Origin of the sequence: Rhodococcus sp. JS3073 (assembly GCF_026810085.1) — a bacterium.
Lineage (GTDB): Bacteria > Actinomycetota > Actinomycetes > Mycobacteriales > Mycobacteriaceae > Rhodococcus_F > Rhodococcus_F wratislaviensis.
In genome coordinates this window covers 4,161,234-4,177,972 of the sequence record NZ_CP113951.1, presented here as the reverse complement: position 1 = coordinate 4,177,972, position 16,739 = coordinate 4,161,234, and the positions used below count along the sequence as shown (strand labels likewise).

Genomic DNA, 16,739 nt, shown 5'->3' with positions numbered 1-16,739 from the left:
GGCCCTACACTCGCACCATGACCACGGTCCGGCCCGCACTCGCCCGCCGCGTGGCCGCCGCCGCGGTGATGCTCGGAATGCTGATCGCCGGCGGTGCCGCGCCCGCGAGTGCGCAGACCCGTCCACTCCAACCGATCGCCCTGGCGGTCTCCCTGCGCCTCGCGACGGCGGACGCGGTGGCGGCGGCCAAGTGGGGCACGCCGTCACCGATCGACGATCCCGCGCGCGAGGCGCAGGTCCTGGGTGCGGTCGCGGCGCAGGCGGCCGACGAGGGCCTGAGCGCGGTGCGGGTGCAGCAGATCTTCCGGGATCAGATCGAGGCCAACAAAGAGGTGCAGCGCGCTCTCTTCGGCTGGTGGAGTGTCGCACCCGGCTCTGCGCCGACCGTCCGGCCGGACCTGACGCAGGTCCGTCCGGTGATCGACCGCCAGAACACGGACATCCTGCTGCAGCTGCGCGACCAGGAGGCCGTGCTCGCCGGCCGGGATTGCGTGCCCGCTCTCGTCGACGCCGCGGTTGCGGTGGCGGCCGAACAGCGTCTCGACCCACTGCATCAGGCCACGCTGGTGCGTGCGCTCGTGTCGATCTGCGGGCCGGTCCGCGACTGACTGGCCGTTTCGGCATGGTCCGACAAGATGTCGCCAACTAGACTGGGGGCATGATCTCCAAGGTCGCGACGCTCCTCCTCGATCGTGTCTCGATGTTCGAGTTCGGGGTGGTCTGCGAAGTGTTCGGAATCGACCGCACCGAACACGGGGTTCCCCCGTTCGACTTCCGCATCTGCGGGATCCGTCCCGGCGAACCGCTCGCGTCGATCACGCCGGGGCTGACGCTGTCCGCCGACTACGGGCTGGACTCCCTGCGCGACGCCGATCTCGTCGTGGTCCCGCCGCCGGGGGCGCAGTCCGACTTCCCGGTGGAGGCGCTCGACGCGGTGCGCGCCGCGGCGGATGCCGGCGCCATCGTCCTCAGCCTGTGCTCGGGTGCCTTCCTGCTCGGCGAGGCCGGACTGCTGGACGGGCGCAAATGCACCACCCACTGGGAGTACGTCGACGAACTGGCCACCCGGTTCCCGACGGCGACCGTCGACCCCGACGTCCTGTTCGTCGACGAGGGCAACCTCGTCACCAGTGCGGGCACCGCGGCAGGCATCGACGCCTGCCTGCACGTGGTCCGCCGCGAGCTCGGTTCCACCGTCGCAAACACGATCGCCCGCAGGATGGTCGTTCCGCCGCAACGCGACGGGGGACAGCGCCAGTTCATCGAGCAGCCGGTGGTCGCGTGCACGTCGGACAGCCTCAGCGAGACGATGGCGTGGATGAGCGAAAATCTCGAGTTGCCACACACGGTCGACGAGCTCGCGACCCGCTCGTCCATGTCGACGCGCACCTTCGCCCGCAAATTCGCGGCCGAGACGGGCACCACCCCCGTCAAGTGGCTGACGACACAGCGGGTCCTCTACGCGCAGCAGCTACTCGAGGGCACCGACCTCGGTCTCGAGGCGATCTCGAGACGCAGCGGTTTCGGGTCCGGTGCCCTGCTCCGGCACCACTTCAACCGGGTGGTCGGCGTCGCGCCCGCCGACTATCGACGCCGGTTCGGCTGCAACACGGCCGAACTCACGCAATGAACGTGCCGATGGCCGGGTTCGCCTGGCAGATCGGGCTGCTTCCGAAGTTGATCGATCCGAACGCCGTCGCCACCACGTTGCCGACGCCGGTGTTCACCGTCGCGGACAGGAAGGGGTAGACGCCGCCGAGGTTCACGATCCCCGAACGTCCGCTGTCGGTGTTGACCCAGGCCACGGTGACCTGCGCGGCTGCCGGGATCGGTGGCGCGGCGGGGCGTGACTCGAAGCGGATGTCGCCGTCGGCGATGGGCGGTGACGCCTCCGGCCCGGACTGTCCGGTGAGCGCCGTCAACGACATCAGGCTGCCCTGGTTCGGACAGCCGATGGTCAGGGCCGGCCCGCCGAACGGGTGGGGTGGGTCGGCGCCGGCGGGGCCGGCCGTCAGCACAGCCGCGGCGGCGGCGATCGGAAAGGTGACGGCGGCGATGCGATGGACGATACGTCTGGCGGTCATGTCTGCTCCTCGGAACGGATCCTCGCGCTGGTGCGCATCTGCCTGCGGGATACCCCTGGTACAAGCCGTGAAACGAAGACAGGACACCAGGACGGTTGTCCACCTAGGATTCGCAGATGCCGGAGACAGCGCCTTCCGTTCCCTCCCGACTGCGGGACGGGTCCGTGCGCTACGCACGGTCGCTCCACCCCGTCGGCCTCGCGTTCGCGTTGCTGTTCTTCGTGTGGTCGATGACGCCGTCGCTGCTGCCCCGGCCGTGGTATCTGCAGGCGGTGGCGACGGGCATCAGCCTGGCCACCGGTTACGCCGTCGGCTGCTTCGTCGCCTGGGTGGTGCGTAAGTGCGGGGTCGAACCGCACTACTCACCGAAGGCCCGTCGGATCGGGTGGTGGATTCTGCTGGGGGCCGCCGTGATCCTCGTTCCCACCTTCCTGGTGCTGGGGTCGTGGTGGCAGCAGATCGTCCGCGATCTGGTCGGCACCGATCGCGCGAACCGCACCTACTACCTGCTGATCCTTATGATCTCGTTCGCCGTCGCGGCACTGCTGCTGGCCGCCGGGAGGGGACTCCGCAGTGCCGCACGGCGATTGACCGCCGTCGGATTGCGCTACGTACCCGCGCCGGTCGCGAAGATCGCGAGCGTCGTCGCACTGGTCGCCGTCCTCTTCTTCGTCGTCAACGGCGCCCTCTACGCGGGCCTGCTCGCCCTCGCCAACGGCAGCCTCGCCGCCGCCGACCACGACACGGCCGCCGGCGTCACCCAGCCCACCGCGCCGGAACGGTCGGGCTCACCGGACTCGGCGGAACCCTGGGATTCACTGGGCAAGGAGGGACGCACGTTCGTCGCCGGTGGTCCGTCGGCGGAAGACATCACCGCCCTCACCGGGCGCCCGGCGCTCACACCGATCCGCGCGTACGCGGGTCGCGACTCCGCGGACACCGTCGAGGAGGTCGCGCAGCACGTGGTGGCCGAACTGAAACGCACCGGCGCCTACGACCGCGCGGTCCTGGCCGTCGCCACGACGACCGGACGCGGCTGGGTCAACCAGGACGTCGCGTCCTCGCTCGAGTACCTGAACGACGGCGACACCGCGATCGCGTCGATGCAGTACTCGTTCCTCCCCAGCCCACTCGCGTTCATCGCCGACCGGGAGACACCGATGGTGGCAGGCAGGGCGCTGTTCGAGGCCGTCTACGCCGAATGGGCTGCGTTGCCGCAGGAGTCGCGGCCGAAGCTGGTGGTGTTCGGCGAGAGCCTCGGTTCCTACGGGGGACAGGCCGCGTTCGTCGGCGGTCAGGACATGCTGGCCCGCGTCGACGGCGCACTGTGGGTGGGAACGCCCAACTTCACCGAACAGTGGACCCGGATAACCGAGAACCGCGACCCCGGGTCGTTCCAGCGGGTCCCGGTGATCGAGGACGGCGCCGGAATACGCTTCGCCGGAAATCCCGCCGATCTCGAACTCGACGGTCCGTGGGGCGACAGTCGGGTGGTCTACTGGCAGCACGCCGGCGACCCCATCACCTGGTGGTCGTTCGACCTCCTGCTGAACCGCCCCGACTGGCTACGCGAGCCGCACGGTCCGGACGTGGATCCCGGAATGCGGTGGATCCCGTTCGTGACGTTCTGGCAGGTCACCCTCGACATGGTGTTCTCGGCGGACGTTCCCCCCGGGCACGGGCACAACTACGGGGAGGACGCCGTCGACATGTGGGCCGCGATCCTGCAACCGCCCGGCTGGACGCCGGGCGACACCGAGCGAGCGCGCGCCCTACTGGCCGGGGAGTGACGGGTCGGTAGGGGTGAGGGGCTTCGTCGCCGTGGGCGGCGTGGGCTCCTGCGTGTCCGCGCTGTCGAGGTCGCGCAGGTTCGGGGGAGCGGACGCGACGCGCGGCTGCTCGCGGCGGCGGCTCTTGACGAACACCGCGCCCCCGGCGACGGCGGCACCCACGAGGACGACGATCGCGATGCGACGGCCCTTCCGCGACTTCTTCTCCTCGACCGGTGCTACGGCCGAGGTCAGGGGGCGAACGACATCCTGGGCGACCTTCTTCACCGGTACGGTCCGGGCGCGTTCGTAGCCCTTCTTGGCCAGCGAGGCCCCTTGACGGCCGAGGAACAGACTGAGCTGGCCGGCACCGCGGGCCGTCGCGAGTGCCGCCGCGCGTGCGTAGCGCCGCGCCTGATCGACAGCCTGGGATTCCTTGACGCGGGAAGCCGAATCCTCGACGTGGGCCAGAGCGGTCTCGACTCGTTCGGAGACCTGCTCCTGCAGGGTCTCGGCGCGTTCGGTCGGAAGCAGATTCGTGAGGGACTCCGTCGCTCGTGTCATGTCCCCACTTTGTCACAAGAACCGCGAGCACGAACCGATCCGAAGTACTCGAGTCACCGCGGCGGAACCACACGGAACCCCACAATGGCAACATGGTGGTGTGACTTCACCTCATCAGACCGCAACCGCAACGCTGCACACCAACCGCGGCGACATCAAGATCGCGCTGTTCGGCAACCACGCGCCCAAGACCGTCGAGAACTTCGTCGGCCTGGCCGACGGTTCGAAGGACTACAGCACCGCCAACGCCGGTGGCACCGACTCCGGACCGTTCTACGACGGCGCCGTCTTCCACCGCGTCATCGACGGATTCATGATCCAGGGCGGCGACCCCACGGGCACCGGCGCCGGTGGCCCGGGCTACAAGTTCGGCGACGAGTTCCACCCGGAACTGCAGTTCGACCGCGCATACATCCTGGCCATGGCGAACGCAGGCCCGGGAACCAACGGTTCGCAGTTCTTCATCACCACCGGCCCGACGCCGCACCTCAACCGTCGCCACACCATCTTCGGTGAGGTCGTCGACGAGGAGTCGAAGAAGGTCGTCGACGCCATCTCCACCACCGCCACCGATCGCGCGGACCGTCCGCTCGAGCCGGTCGTGATCAACAGCGTCACCATCGCGTAGGGAACCGCAGCACATGACCAACCCCGGCTGGGGCGGTGCCGCGAACGAGGGCACTCCGCCCCAGCCGCGGTGCGTCCGCCACCCCGATCGCCCCACTGCACTGTCGTGCAATCGGTGCGGTCGTCCCGCCTGCCCCGAATGCCTGCGCGAAGCGGCCGTCGGCTACCAGTGTGTCGACTGCGTCGCCGCCGGGCAGCGTGATGTCCGGCCGGTCCGCAACGTCGCCGGCGCCGTCACCACGCAGCGTGCGACACCGCTCGTGACGTACATCCTGATGGCCGCGAACGTCGGCATCTTCCTGATCACCGCGGCGCAATCCCGCAGCATCATGCAGAACCAGGCCGGATCGAAGCTCTTCGCGGACTGGGCTCTGTTCCCACCCGCCGTCGTGGACGGGCAGATCGTCCGCGTGCTCGGCAGCGGATTCCTCCACTTCGGCATCATTCACCTGGCCGTCAACATGTTCGCGCTGTGGGTGATCGGCCGCGACACCGAACTGGTCCTCGGGCGTGCCCGCTACGCCTGCGTGTACTTCGCGTCGCTGCTCGGCGGTTCCGCCGCGGTGATGCTGTTCCAACTCGGCGCGGTCACCGCAGGTGCGTCGGGCGCCGTCTTCGGCCTGATGGGCGCTCAGGCCGTCATCCTCCTGCGTCTGCGACGAAGCCCCGCACCGGTGATCTCGGTGATCGCCATCAACGTGATCATCAGCATCACGATCCCCGGCATCTCACTGTGGGGGCATCTCGGCGGCCTGGTCGCCGGAGCCGCGGCCACCGCAGGAATCCTCTACGGGCCCCAACTGCTGGGCGTCGGGAACAACCGGGAGAAGGCCGTCACCGTCGGCTGGGTCTGCCTCGGCGTCGTGGTGCTGGTGCCACTGGCCGTCATCGCCGTCCGCACGCTGCAGCTGCGCGCGAGCTTCGGTTACTGACCCCGGCCCACCAGACGATGCACCGCGAGGGCATCGAACACGTCCTCCGGATTGGTGCCGAGATCCCAGCGGCCGAAGATCAGGAGGCGTTCGGTGCCGTCCTCGGTGCGCACGTCGATCTCGAGCATCGGTACCCGGCGGCCCAGCCGGGGATAGCGCACGAGCCGCGCGCGGTCGATCTCCGAGCGGGCATACCCGTGGCGGCCGGTCAGCCGGTTCACCACGATCCCGCCGCCCTCCTTGTCGACGGCGAGGCGCGGGCGTTGCCGGAGCGCCGACGCGGCGGTCAGCAGCAGTCCGAGGGCGGCGACGCACACGAGGACACGGCCGGCCGGCTCGGTCGACACGGCGAGTCCCGCGACCCCCAGCGCGAGTCCGCCCGCAGCGAGCGCGATCACCGCGCCGAGGGGCGTCGACCACTCCAACGGTGCCTCGTCAGCAGACATCAGCACTCGACCTGCGGCTATCCACAGGGGTTGTCCACATTGGGGATGAATGACATGGGTGTAATTGTGACCGTCAACGCCAGCGCATCGTCATGATCAGACCGACCACCATGAAGCCGAATCCGATGAGGAAGTTGTAGGCACCGAGGTTGTTCATCCACTCGAGCTGGTCGGCGGCCAGGTAGTAGACGAGCAGCCACACCAGGCCGACCAGCATGAACCCGAGCATCACCGAGACGTACAGGGTGCTCGAGGGGCCGGCCTTCACCTTCACCGGGGTGCGGCTCGCAGGGTTGATCGTGTAATCGGTCTTCTTTCGGACCTTCGACTTCGGCATGACGTCCTCGTTCGTGCGGCTCTACGGGAATGTGGGCAGGTAGATTCGGAAATACCTGCGTGTGTACACGCTAACGTAGCCGCGATTCGCGCGGCGAGGACGAGGGGACGGAAACACCGGTGACCAGGTCGATCTTCTGGCGGATCGCGGTGCTGGTGGTGTGTCTCGTGGCCGGTCTGCTGGTGGCCACCACCCGTCAGGTGTCGCACGGCAACGAGATCCGCGCCGGCGATTCCACCCGGCTGTCCGACCTCGTGCGCAACGCGCAATCCGAGACCGACCAGGTGGCCGAGACCCGTGATCGGCTGGCGGCGCAGGTCGAGTCGCTGCAGCAGGACGCTGCGGCGTCCGACAGCGGTGTCGCGCAGGCGCTCGCCGACTCCAAGGCGCTCGCCACGGATGCCGGACTCACACCGATGACCGGTCCCGGAGTCACCGTCACGCTCACCGACGCCCCCCGCGACGCGGACGGCAAATACCCCGTCGACGCGTCGCCGGACGATCTCGTCGTCCATCAGCAGGACGTCCAGAGTGTGCTGAACGCGCTGTGGGTGGGCGGTGCCGAGGCGATCAGCATGCAGGACCAGCGAATCGTGAACACGTCGGCGCCGCGCTGCATCGGCAACACCCTGCTGCTGCACGGCCGCACCTACAGCCCGCCGTACGTGATGTCGGCGATCGGGGATCCCGCGCGGCTGGAGGCGGCGCTCGCCAACGAACCCGGAATCCGGGTGTTCAAGCAGTACGCGTCGCGGTTCGGTCTCGGCTACTCGGAGGCGGCGTCCGGCCAGTTGACCGTGCCCGGATACGCGGGGCACTGACCTGAACGGTCCCCGGCCGTGCAGAGCGGGAAGCGGGCAGAATACCCTGCTTCCATGAGGATTCTCGTCGTCGACAACTACGACAGCTTCGTGTTCAACCTGGTCCAGTACCTCGGACAGCTGGGAACCCGGGCCGTGGTCTGGCGCAACGACGATCCGAACCTCACGGGACCCGACGCCGTCGCGGCGGCAGCGGCCGAGTTCGACGGCATTCTGCTGAGCCCCGGCCCCGGCACACCGCAGCGCGCCGGTGCGACGATGGACCTGGTCACGGCGTGCGCCGCCGCCAGGACACCGCTTCTCGGGGTGTGCCTCGGTCATCAGGCGATCGGGGCCGCCTTCGGCGCCACCGTCGACCGGGCACCCGAACTCCTGCACGGCAAGACCAGCGTCGTCCACCACACCGGCCAGGGTGTTCTCGCGGGTCTGCCCGACCCGTTCACCGCCACCCGCTACCACTCGCTGACCGTCCTGGAAGACACCATCCCGGACGAACTCGAGGTCACCGCCCACACCGACAGCGGCATCGTCATGGCGATGCGGCACCGGGAGCTCCCGATCCACGGCGTTCAGTTCCACCCGGAGTCCGTGCTCACCGAGGGTGGGCACCGCATGCTCGCCAACTGGCTCACCGTCTGCGGCGAGGCCCCGAAGGAATCCCTCGTCGCCACCCTCGAGGCCGAGGTCGCGCAGGCATTGGGCGCGTAGCACCCGTGAGTGGTTGACGAGTCCAGAGACTCCTCGACCACTCACAGGCGGCGGAGCCGCCTACCGCGGGATGCCCAGCGCGCCGACACCGACCGAGACGACACCGTTCTTGGTGATCTCCGATCCCGGCGGCTGTTCCTGGCTGATGATCTTGCCGACCATCTCCGGGTCCAGGGTGGACGTCTGCGTCTGATTCAGCGAGGCCGACGACCCGCTCCAGCCGGCGCTGCGCAGCTCGGCGAGCGCCTGCGACACCGTCTTGCCCGTCAGGTCGGGCATCTCGATGTTGTTGCCGTTCGACACCCGGATCTGGATCGTGTCGCCCTTGGCGGCGGAGGAGCCGCCGACGGGGTCGGTGGAGACGACCTGACCCTTCGGCACACCGGAATCGATGTTCTGGATCTGCACCTTGAAGCCGGCACCCTCGATGTTCGCTTGCGCGACCTCGACCTTCTGGCCGGTCACGTCCGGGATGCGAATCTGCTCCGGCCCGGTGCCCAGCGTGACGGCGACCTCGGAATCGAGGGAGATGCTCGCCCCGGAGGACGGGTTCTGCTCGATCACCTTGTCGACGTCGGACACGTCGGACGGCGCGCGGGCGACGGCGGTGTCGAGCCGTAGTCCGACCGCGTTCAGCTCCTGCTGCGCTTCCTGCTGGGTGAGGCCGGCGAGCCGCGGGACCTTCACCTGTTCGGGGCCCGACGACACCTCGAGGGTGATCGTGCTGCCCTCGTCCACCTGCACCCCGCCGACGGGCCGGGTGGTGATGACGTTGCCGGTCGCCACGACGGCGTCCGGTTTCTGCTGCCGGGCGACGCGGAAACCCAGGTTCTGCAGTGTCGTCTCGGCGTCGTCCGCGGCCTGGTTCGTGACGTCCGGCATGGTCACCTGATCGGCCTTCGAGCCCGGTCCCACGGACCACAGGAACGCGCCGACGATGCCGACGACGATAAGCGCGCCCAGCGCCATCAGCGCCACCCGCATCGGGTTCTTCTTCTTGTCGGGCTCACCGCCGTCCGTCTTCGACGCGGTGGCCGGGGTGGGTGACTGCGGGCGCCGGTAGTTTCCCGCGCCGGAGTCGACGGCACCGAGGATCGTGGTGCGGTCCTCGTCGCTCATGACCATCGGCGCGCTGGGGCGCTGCCCGCCGAGCACCCGGACCAGGTCGCTGCGCATGTCCGCGGCGGTCTGGTAGCGGTTGGCGGGGTTCTTGCTCATCGCTTTGAGGATCACCGAGTCGAGCTCGCGCGGAATGTCCGGGTTGACCGCGGACGGTGTCTGCGGGTCCTCCCGCACGTGCTGATACGCGACCGCGACCGGGGAGTCACCCTTGAACGGGGGTTCGCCGGTGAGGATCTCGAACAGCACGCACCCGAGCGAGTACACGTCGGAGCGGGCGTCGACCTGCTCACCGCGGGCCTGCTCGGGCGACAGGTACTGGGCGGTGCCGATCACGGCGGCTGTCTGCGTCATGGGGCTGGACGCGTCGGAGATCGCTCGCGCGATGCCGAAGTCCATCACCTTGACCGCGCCCGCACGGTTGATCATCACGTTGGCGGGCTTCACGTCGCGGTGCACGATGCCGTTGCGGTGGCTGAAGTCGAGCGCCGCGCACACGTCCGAGATGACTTCCATCGCGCGGCGCGGTGCCATCGGGCCCTCGCTGCGCACGATGTCCCGCAACGTGTCACCATCGACGTACTCCATCACGATGTACGGCAGCGGTCCCGCGTCGGTTTCCGCCTCGCCGGTGTCGTAGACGGCCACGATCGCCGGATGGTTCAGCGCCGCCGCGTTCTGCGCCTCGCGGCGGAACCGCAGGTAGAACGTGGGGTCGCGGGCCAGGTCGGCGCGCAGGACCTTGATCGCGACATCACGGCTGAGCCGGACGTCACGGGCGAGGTGGACCTCGGACATGCCACCGAAGCCGAGAATCTCACCCAGCTCGTAGCGTGAGGAGAGGTTGCGCGGTGTCGTCATGGCAGTCCTTGTGGGGTCGGAGTAGCTGACTCCTCCGACGTGGTCGTCGTGGTCGTCGTCGTGGTGGTCGGGGCGGTCGTGGTGGTGGTAGTCGTCGTCGGCTCTGTCGTCGTCGTGGTGGTCGGGGCGGTCGTCGTCGTGGTCGGCGGCTCGGTGGTGGTGGTCGTATATGTCGGCGGCTCGGTGGTGGTCGTCTGTTCCTCGGTCGTCGTGGTCGTCGTCGGCCGCGGTGTCGTCGTGATCGTCCGCAGCGACGAGGTCACCGCCGGCGACGTCGGTTCCTTCGTGTCACCCCCGTCGAACAGGACGAGCGCGAGCGCGATGATCGCCGCCAGCAGGAGCAGGCCACCCGCACCCCAGGCCACGGCCTTCTGGCCGCTGGTCAGCCCGCCCTTCTTGCCGTCACCGTTCGAGTCGTCCGGCGGCACCTGCCCCGTGACCGGTCCCGCGTACGCGGTCTGGGAAGGCGGCATCATCTGGGTTGCCCCGGTCATCGGCGGGGGCAGAACCCGGGCGGCCCCGGTGCCCGACACGCCGGGCGGCGGGGGACGCCTGCCCGCCCGGACCGCCGCGACCGCGTCGGCGAACTCTCCGCCACTGGCGTAGCGGGTGCTCGGATCCTTCGCGATGGTGATGTCGATGAGTTCGCGGATGTTCGGCGGCAGGTCGCTCGGCAACGGTGCCGGCGCCTCCTGCACGTGCTTCATCGCGACCGTGATCGCGCCGTCGCCGACGAACGGACGCCGTCCCGACAGCGCCTCGTAGCCGACGATGCCGAGGGAGTACACGTCGCTCGCCGCGGTCGCGTCCTGTCCGAGCGCCTGCTCGGGGGCGATGTACTGCGCGGTGCCCATCACCATGCCGGTGCGCGTGATGGGCGAGTTCTCCACGGCCTTCGCGATGCCGAAGTCGGTGATCTTCACCTGACCGGTGGGGGTGATCAGGATGTTGCCCGGCTTCACGTCGCGGTGCACGACTCCGGCGTCGTGCGCCACCTGCAGCGCCCGGCCGGTCTGCTCGAGCATGTCCAGGGCGTGCGGCACCGCGAGACGGCCCACCCGCGCGAGGACGGCGTTGAGCGGCTCACCGTTGACGAGTTCCATCACCAGGTAGGCGGTGGAATCGCCGGTGGCGTCGCGGACCTCGCCGTAGTCGTAGATTCCGGCGATGCCGGAATGGTTCAGCTGCGCGGTGGTGCGCGCCTCGAAGCGGAAACGTTCGACGAACTCCGGGTCGGACGAGAACTCGGACTTCAGCACCTTCACCGCGACACGACGGTTGAGCCGGTTGTCCGTCGCTTCCCAGACCTGTCCCATTCCGCCCGTGGCGATGAGCCGGATCAGGCGGTATCGATTGGCGATCAGCGCGCCGTTGTTCAGTGCCACAATCAGCCCCCTTGTAGTCCGGCTGCGATGACGGCACGGCCGATAGGTGCAGCCACCGAGCCGCCGGTTGCGGCCAGTGCACGATCTCCGCCGTCCTCGACGATGACCGCGATGGCCACGGTCGGGTTCTGGGCGGGTGCGAATCCGATGTACCAGGCGTGGGGCGGGGTGTTCCGAGGGTCGGTCCCGTGCTCGGCGGTGCCCGTCTTGGACGCGATCTGGACGCCCGGGATCTTGCCTTCGCCGCTGGTGTTGTTCTCGGAACCGATCATCAGGTCGGTCAGGGTGGCCGCCACCTGGGACGACATCGCCTGGCCTTCGGACACCGGGTTGGTGGTCGCGAGGTTGGACAGGTCCGGCCCCTGCAGTTCGGACACCAGTTGCGGTTGCATCCGTACGCCACCGTTGGCGACGGTAGCCGCGATCATCGCGTTCTGCAGCGGAGTGAGCGCGACGTCACGCTGGCCGATGCTGCTCTGGCCGAGTGCGGCGTCGTCGGGGATCGACCCGATCGTGCTGTCCGCGACGGGGAACGGGACGCCGGGCATCTGCCCGCCGATGCCGAGCGCACTGGACTGGTCGCTGACGGCGTCGGTGCCGGTCTTCACACCGAGTTCGACGAACGCCGTGTTGCAGGACCGCGCGAACGCCTCACGCAGCGACGCGGTGGGTGCGCCGCCGCACGTGGAGCCGTTGTAGTTCTCGAGCGTCGTCGACGTGCCGGGAAGGGTGATCTGCGGGGCCGCGGTCAGCTGGGTGTCGGGGGTGGTTCCGGCGGCGAGCGCGGCAGCGGTCACCACCACCTTGAACGTGGAGCCGGGTGGGTACGTCTGCGACACCGCGCGGTTGATCAGCGGCTTCTCCGGGTCGGCGTTGAGGGCCTCCCACGCCTGGGTGGTCTCGGTGCCGTCGTGGCTGGCGAGCGAATTGGGGTCGTAGCTCGGGGTGCTGACCATCGTGAGGATGCGTCCGGTGCTCGGCTCGATCGCCACGACCGAACCGGTGTAGCCCTTCGCCGTCAGCTCGTCGTACGCCACCTGCTGCATGACCGGGTTGATGGTGGTCACCACGTTGCCGCCGCGCGGGTCGCGGCCGGACACGAGGTCGAAGAAGCGACGTCCGAACAGCCGGTTGTCGGAACCGTTGAGGACCGGGTCCTCGGTCCGCTCGAGACCGGTGCTGCCGTACTGCATCGAGTAGAAACCGGTGACCGGTGCGTTGGCCAACGGGCTGGACGGCGCCGCCGGGTTCGGCGGGTAGGTGCGCAGGTACTTGTAGCGGTCGTCGGTCGGGACGGACGCCGCGAGCACCTGGCCTGCCGCCGAGATCTGGCCGCGCTGACGCGAGTACTCGTCGAGCAGCACGCGCGAGTTCCGCGGATCGGCCCGCAGGTTGTCCGCCTTGATGACCTGGACGTAGGTGGCGTTGGCGAGGAGGGCGACCACCATCACCATGACGGCGATCGCGACGCGACGCAGCGGTGTGTTCATGAGCGCGGCACCATCTCGGTCGGGGCGTCGGCGATGGGTGCGGGGCCCTTCTTCTTCGGGACCGCCGGCTCACGCGCTGCGTCGGAGATCTTGATCAGGATCGCGAGGAGGAGATAGTTGGCGAGCAGCGACGACCCACCGTACGACATGAACGGCGTCGTCAGACCGGTGAGCGGGATCAGCTTGGTGACGCCGCCGACCACCACGAACACCTGCACCGCGATCGTGAACGACAGACCGGCCGCGAGGAGCTTGCCGAAGCTGTCCCGGACGGCCAGCGCGGTGCGCAGACCGCGGATGACGAGGATCAGGAACAGCATCAGGACGGCGGCGAGTCCGATGAGACCGAGCTCCTCGCCGATGGTGGCGACGATGAAGTCGGTCTTCGCGAACGGCACCTGAGCGGGTCGTCCGCTGCCGAGTCCCGTACCGGCGACACCACCGGTCGCGAGCCCGAACAGCGACTGCGAGATCTGGTAACCGGTGTTGTTGTAGTCGGCCAGCGGGTCGAGCCAGGTGCTGACCCGGACCCGGACGTGGCCGAACAGCTGGTAGGCGAAGAAGAAGCCGATTCCGAGCAGTCCGGCACCGATCAGCAGCCACCCGACGCGTTCGGTGGCGATGTAGAGCATCACCAGCACGGTGCTGAACAGCAGCAGCGACGTGCCGAGGTCCTTCTCCAGCACGAGCACACCCACCGACACCATCCACGCGACGAGGATGGGCCCGAGGTCGCGGGCGCGCGGGAGGTCGATGCCGAACACGTGCTTGCCTGCGGTCGTGAAGAGATCGCGCTTCGCGACCAGCACCGACGCGAAGAAGATGATCAGGAGGATCTTCGCGAACTCGCCGGGCTGAATGCTGAAGCCGGGGAGGCGGATCCAGATCTTCGCGCCGTTCACCTCGGAGAAGCTGGACGGCAGGATCGCCGGGATGGCGAGGAACACCAGTCCGGCGAGGCCCAGCGTGTAGCTGTAGCGGGCCAGGAGGCGGTAGTCCTTGAGCAGCACCAGCACGCCCACGAAACCGGCGATGGCCAGCGTCGTCCACAGCACCTGCTGGTTGGCGTCCGGCGACGGGACGGGCAGCCCGAAGTAGGCGGCGGACTGTGCGTCGGCGAGGTCGAGTCGGTGGATCAACACCAGTCCGAGGCCGTTGAGCAGCGCGACGATCGGCAGGATCAGCGGGTCGGCGTACGGCGCGAACCGGCGCACCGCGAGATGCGCGATCAGAAACAGCGCCGAGTAGGCGGCGGCGTACTTGGCGAGGTCCCAGGTGATGCTCTGTTCCTGGCTGGCCTCGACCAGGACCAGCGAGATCGTCGTGATCAGGATCGCGAAACCGATCAGGATCAGCTCGGTGCCCCGGCGCGTCGACTGGACGGGGGCTGGCGCGAACCCGCCGGGGGGACTGGGAAACTGAGCCCCCGGTGATGCACTTGCGACCGACATCAGCTAGCCGTCCTGCAGTTCTGACCGGGAACCTGGGTCACGGTCGGCGCCGGGGTGGCGGTCGGAGTCGGGGGTGTGGTCGGCGCCGGAACCGGCGGTACCTCGGCCGGGGGCACAGGTGCAGGCGCGGGCGGCGGCGTGGTCTCCGGGACGGGGGCCGGGGTCGGAGCCGGGGTGGTCGTCGTGGTGGTGGACGACTCCGACTCGCAGACCGGAAGCAGATCGTTCTGGGCGAGGCGCGTCATCTGGTTGCGGACGTCGTCGAGCTTGCCCGAGGGGAGCCCGGCACGTACCTGCTCGCGGGCCGACGGCTGGAGGTCGTCGACCTCGAGGATGGTGCACCCGTTCGGTGACTCGGTCGGCGACATCAACGTCAGGTCGCCGGCATCGCTGACACAGCCGACGAGATTCGCTTCCTGCAGGGAGTAACCCAGCACCGAACCGGGAACTCCGCGCAGCACGGTGACGCGTTCGCCGTCGGCGCCGACGTAGTAGTTGTTCCGGACCAGAGCCCGCCCCACGAAGGCAGCGACGGCGACCACGACGATCAGACCGAGCGCGAGCGCAGCCCACCACATGCGGTGACGCTTCTTCTTCGTCGGCGGTTCCTCGACCTGCGGGACGACCCGCTTCGGGGTGGCCCGCGGCGGACGCATCGCGGCGGCGCGCCCCGCAGCCGTGTTGGGCGGCGGTGTGTCCTCTTCGTCGTCGGCGGAGGCGGCACCGGCGACGATGGGGTGGCTCTGCCCGTAGTCGAGGTCGATGACGTCCGCGACGACGACCGTCACGTTGTCCGGGCCGCCGCTGCGCAGGGCGAGTTCGATCAACCGGTCGGCGCACTCGTCCTGCGAGCCCTCACGCATCGTGTTCTCGATGGTCTCGTCGCTGACCACGTCCGACAGTCCGTCGGAGCACAGCAGATAGCGGTCGCCTGCGCGCGCCTCGCGAACCGTCAGCGTCGGCTCGATCTCGTTGCCGGTGAGGGCGCGCATGATGAGCGACCGCTGCGGGTGGGTGTGCGCCTGCTCGGCGGTGATTCGCCCCTCGTCGACGAGGGACTGCACGAACGTGTCGTCCCGGGTGATCTGTGCGAGGGAATCGTCGCGGAGCAGGTAGGCGCGGGAGTCACCGATGTGGACCAGCCCGAGCTTGTTGCCGGAGAACAGGATTGCGGTGAGCGTGGTGCCCATGCCGTCGAGTTCGGGGTCCTCCTCGACGTGGTCGGCGATGGAGTCGTTGCCCTCCCGGGTGGCGGCCTCGAGCTTGCCGAGCAGATCTTCGCCGGGCTCGTCGTCGTCGAGATGCGCGAGGGCCGCGATCATCAACTGCGACGCGACCTCACCGGCCGCGTGACCGCCCATGCCGTCCGCGAGCGCCAGCAGGCGGGCACCGGCATACACGGAATCTTCGTTGTTGGAACGGACAAGGCCACGGTCGCTGCGGGCGGCATAGCGGAGTACGAGGGTCACGGGCGCAACTCGATTACCGTTTTGCCGACCCGTACGGGGGTACCGAGCGGCACGCGGACAGATGTGGTGACCTTGGCGCGATCCAGGTACGTGCCGTTGGTCGAGCCGAGGTCTTCGACGTACCAGTCGGCGCCTCGCGGGGAGAGCCGAGCGTGGCGGGTGGAGGCGTAGTCGTCGGTGAGAACGAGGGTGGAGTCGTCGGCCCGTCCGATGAGGACGGGCTGGGTGCCGAGAGTGATGCGCGTGCCGGCGAGGCCGCCCTGCGTCACCACCAGATACTTGGCCGTCTTGGTCTTCCCCAGCGACGGCAGCACGTTGCCGCTGCGCGAATACCGGGGCGGCACACGGACGCCGGATCCCGCGTAGATGTCGCCGCGCAACGCCCGCAGAACGGTCCACACGAAAAGCCACAGCAGAAGCAGGAAACCTGCTCGTGTGAGTTGCAGAATCAAACCTTGCACGGCAGTCCACCTCCTTCTGTGGCGGGAACGTTCGAGGTTCCAGCGTCTTTTTCTGGCAGCATCATATGGGCAACCCGCACCCTGGGATCAGGATACGGACAGCCCACAACGATACGGAGTCCCCACCGTGTTACGTCCGACACGGGCTCCGACGCGATGTCGGTCGAGTATCGAAGCCGTCTCGGTTGGGTCTCGGTGAGGCAGTTCGGGGTCGG

17 protein-coding genes are annotated in these 16,739 nt (G+C 68.8%); 7 read left to right on the top strand and 10 right to left on the bottom strand.

The window, feature by feature from the left end:
- Nucleotides 1-17: 17 nt before the first annotated feature.
- Together OYT95_RS19005 and OYT95_RS19000 are read left to right on the top strand one after the other, a co-directional pair.
- Complete coding sequence (locus tag OYT95_RS19005; RefSeq protein WP_268788677.1) at nt 18-608, top strand: chorismate mutase; 591 nt, start codon at nt 18-20, stop codon at nt 606-608.
- 50 nt (nt 609-658) lie between these two features.
- Entirely contained in the window at nt 659-1,630 is a 972-nt protein-coding gene (locus OYT95_RS19000; RefSeq protein WP_268788676.1) for a helix-turn-helix domain-containing protein, read from the top strand.
- On the opposite strand, the gene OYT95_RS18995 is transcribed toward OYT95_RS19000, so the two are convergent.
- Nucleotides 1,620-2,084 (bottom strand): hypothetical protein, encoded by a 465-nt coding sequence (locus OYT95_RS18995; protein WP_037234975.1) that lies wholly within the window; start codon nt 2,082-2,084, stop codon nt 1,620-1,622. The two genes, OYT95_RS19000 and OYT95_RS18995, sit on opposite strands and share 11 nt — an antisense overlap.
- Before the next feature lie 116 nt (nt 2,085-2,200).
- On the opposite strand from OYT95_RS18995, the gene OYT95_RS18990 reads away from it, so the two are divergent.
- Nucleotides 2,201-3,874, top strand: a complete 1,674-nt coding sequence (locus OYT95_RS18990) for an alpha/beta hydrolase (RefSeq protein WP_268788675.1) — start codon at nt 2,201-2,203, stop codon at nt 3,872-3,874.
- Here OYT95_RS18990 and OYT95_RS18985 read toward each other — a convergent pair.
- Nucleotides 3,857-4,417 carry a hypothetical protein gene (locus OYT95_RS18985; protein WP_268788674.1) on the bottom strand — a complete coding sequence of 187 codons (561 nt, stop codon included), beginning with the start codon at nt 4,415-4,417 and terminating at the stop codon, nt 3,857-3,859. The genes OYT95_RS18990 and OYT95_RS18985 overlap by 18 nt on opposite strands.
- Nucleotides 4,418-4,517: 100 nt before the next feature.
- On the opposite strand from OYT95_RS18985, the gene OYT95_RS18980 reads away from it, so the two are divergent.
- Nucleotides 4,518-5,045 carry a peptidylprolyl isomerase gene (locus tag OYT95_RS18980; RefSeq protein ID WP_025431550.1) on the top strand — a complete coding sequence of 176 codons (528 nt, stop codon included), beginning with the start codon at nt 4,518-4,520 and terminating at the stop codon, nt 5,043-5,045.
- 13 nt (nt 5,046-5,058) lie between these two features.
- Nucleotides 5,059-5,976, top strand: a complete 918-nt coding sequence (locus OYT95_RS18975; protein ID WP_268788673.1) for a rhomboid family intramembrane serine protease — start codon at nt 5,059-5,061, stop codon at nt 5,974-5,976.
- On the opposite strand, the gene OYT95_RS18970 is transcribed toward OYT95_RS18975, so the two are convergent.
- Both OYT95_RS18970 and crgA read right to left on the bottom strand, forming a co-directional pair.
- On the bottom strand, nt 5,970-6,428 hold the full coding sequence (locus OYT95_RS18970) for a PH domain-containing protein (RefSeq protein WP_081792442.1): 459 nt from the start codon (nt 6,426-6,428) through the stop codon (nt 5,970-5,972). The two genes, OYT95_RS18975 and OYT95_RS18970, sit on opposite strands and share 7 nt — an antisense overlap.
- Before the next feature lie 67 nt (nt 6,429-6,495).
- Nucleotides 6,496-6,759, bottom strand: a complete 264-nt coding sequence (gene crgA, locus OYT95_RS18965; RefSeq protein ID WP_005249082.1) for a cell division protein CrgA — start codon at nt 6,757-6,759, stop codon at nt 6,496-6,498.
- Between the two features lie 119 nt (nt 6,760-6,878).
- Here crgA and OYT95_RS18960 point away from each other — a divergent pair, with 119 nt between their 5' ends.
- Nucleotides 6,879-7,580, top strand: a complete 702-nt coding sequence (locus OYT95_RS18960; RefSeq protein ID WP_037234988.1) for a DUF881 domain-containing protein — start codon at nt 6,879-6,881, stop codon at nt 7,578-7,580.
- Nucleotides 7,581-7,634: 54 nt separating this feature from the next.
- Entirely contained in the window at nt 7,635-8,288 is a 654-nt protein-coding gene (locus OYT95_RS18955; RefSeq protein WP_268788672.1) for an aminodeoxychorismate/anthranilate synthase component II, read from the top strand.
- 60 nt (nt 8,289-8,348) lie between these two features.
- Here OYT95_RS18955 and pknB read toward each other — a convergent pair whose 3' ends face one another.
- The 6 genes from pknB to OYT95_RS18925 are packed head-to-tail and all read right to left on the bottom strand — an operon-like array spanning nt 8,349 to nt 16,524.
- Nucleotides 8,349-10,268 (bottom strand): Stk1 family PASTA domain-containing Ser/Thr kinase, encoded by a 1,920-nt coding sequence (gene pknB / locus OYT95_RS18950; protein ID WP_037234994.1) that lies wholly within the window; start codon nt 10,266-10,268, stop codon nt 8,349-8,351.
- Nucleotides 10,265-11,653: a protein kinase domain-containing protein gene (locus OYT95_RS18945; protein ID WP_112300314.1), complete on the bottom strand. Its 1,389-nt coding sequence runs from the start codon at nt 11,651-11,653 to the stop codon at nt 10,265-10,267. Before OYT95_RS18945 ends, pknB begins: the two co-directional genes overlap by 4 nt.
- Before the next feature lie 2 nt (nt 11,654-11,655).
- Nucleotides 11,656-13,143, bottom strand: coding sequence for a penicillin-binding transpeptidase domain-containing protein (locus OYT95_RS18940; protein WP_037235000.1), 1,488 nt, complete (start codon nt 13,141-13,143; stop codon nt 11,656-11,658).
- Complete coding sequence (locus OYT95_RS18935; protein ID WP_037235003.1) at nt 13,140-14,594, bottom strand: FtsW/RodA/SpoVE family cell cycle protein; 1,455 nt, start codon at nt 14,592-14,594, stop codon at nt 13,140-13,142. The genes OYT95_RS18940 and OYT95_RS18935 overlap by 4 nt, the downstream gene beginning before the upstream one ends.
- The gene (locus OYT95_RS18930) at nt 14,594-16,063 is read right to left on the bottom strand and encodes a PP2C family protein-serine/threonine phosphatase (RefSeq protein WP_037235006.1); all 1,470 of its coding nucleotides are present in this window, start codon (nt 16,061-16,063) and stop codon (nt 14,594-14,596) included. The genes OYT95_RS18935 and OYT95_RS18930 overlap by 1 nt, the downstream gene beginning before the upstream one ends.
- Nucleotides 16,060-16,524 (bottom strand): FHA domain-containing protein FhaB/FipA, encoded by a 465-nt coding sequence (locus tag OYT95_RS18925; RefSeq protein ID WP_005249074.1) that lies wholly within the window; start codon nt 16,522-16,524, stop codon nt 16,060-16,062. The genes OYT95_RS18930 and OYT95_RS18925 overlap by 4 nt, the downstream gene beginning before the upstream one ends.
- Nucleotides 16,525-16,739 lie beyond the last annotated feature (215 nt).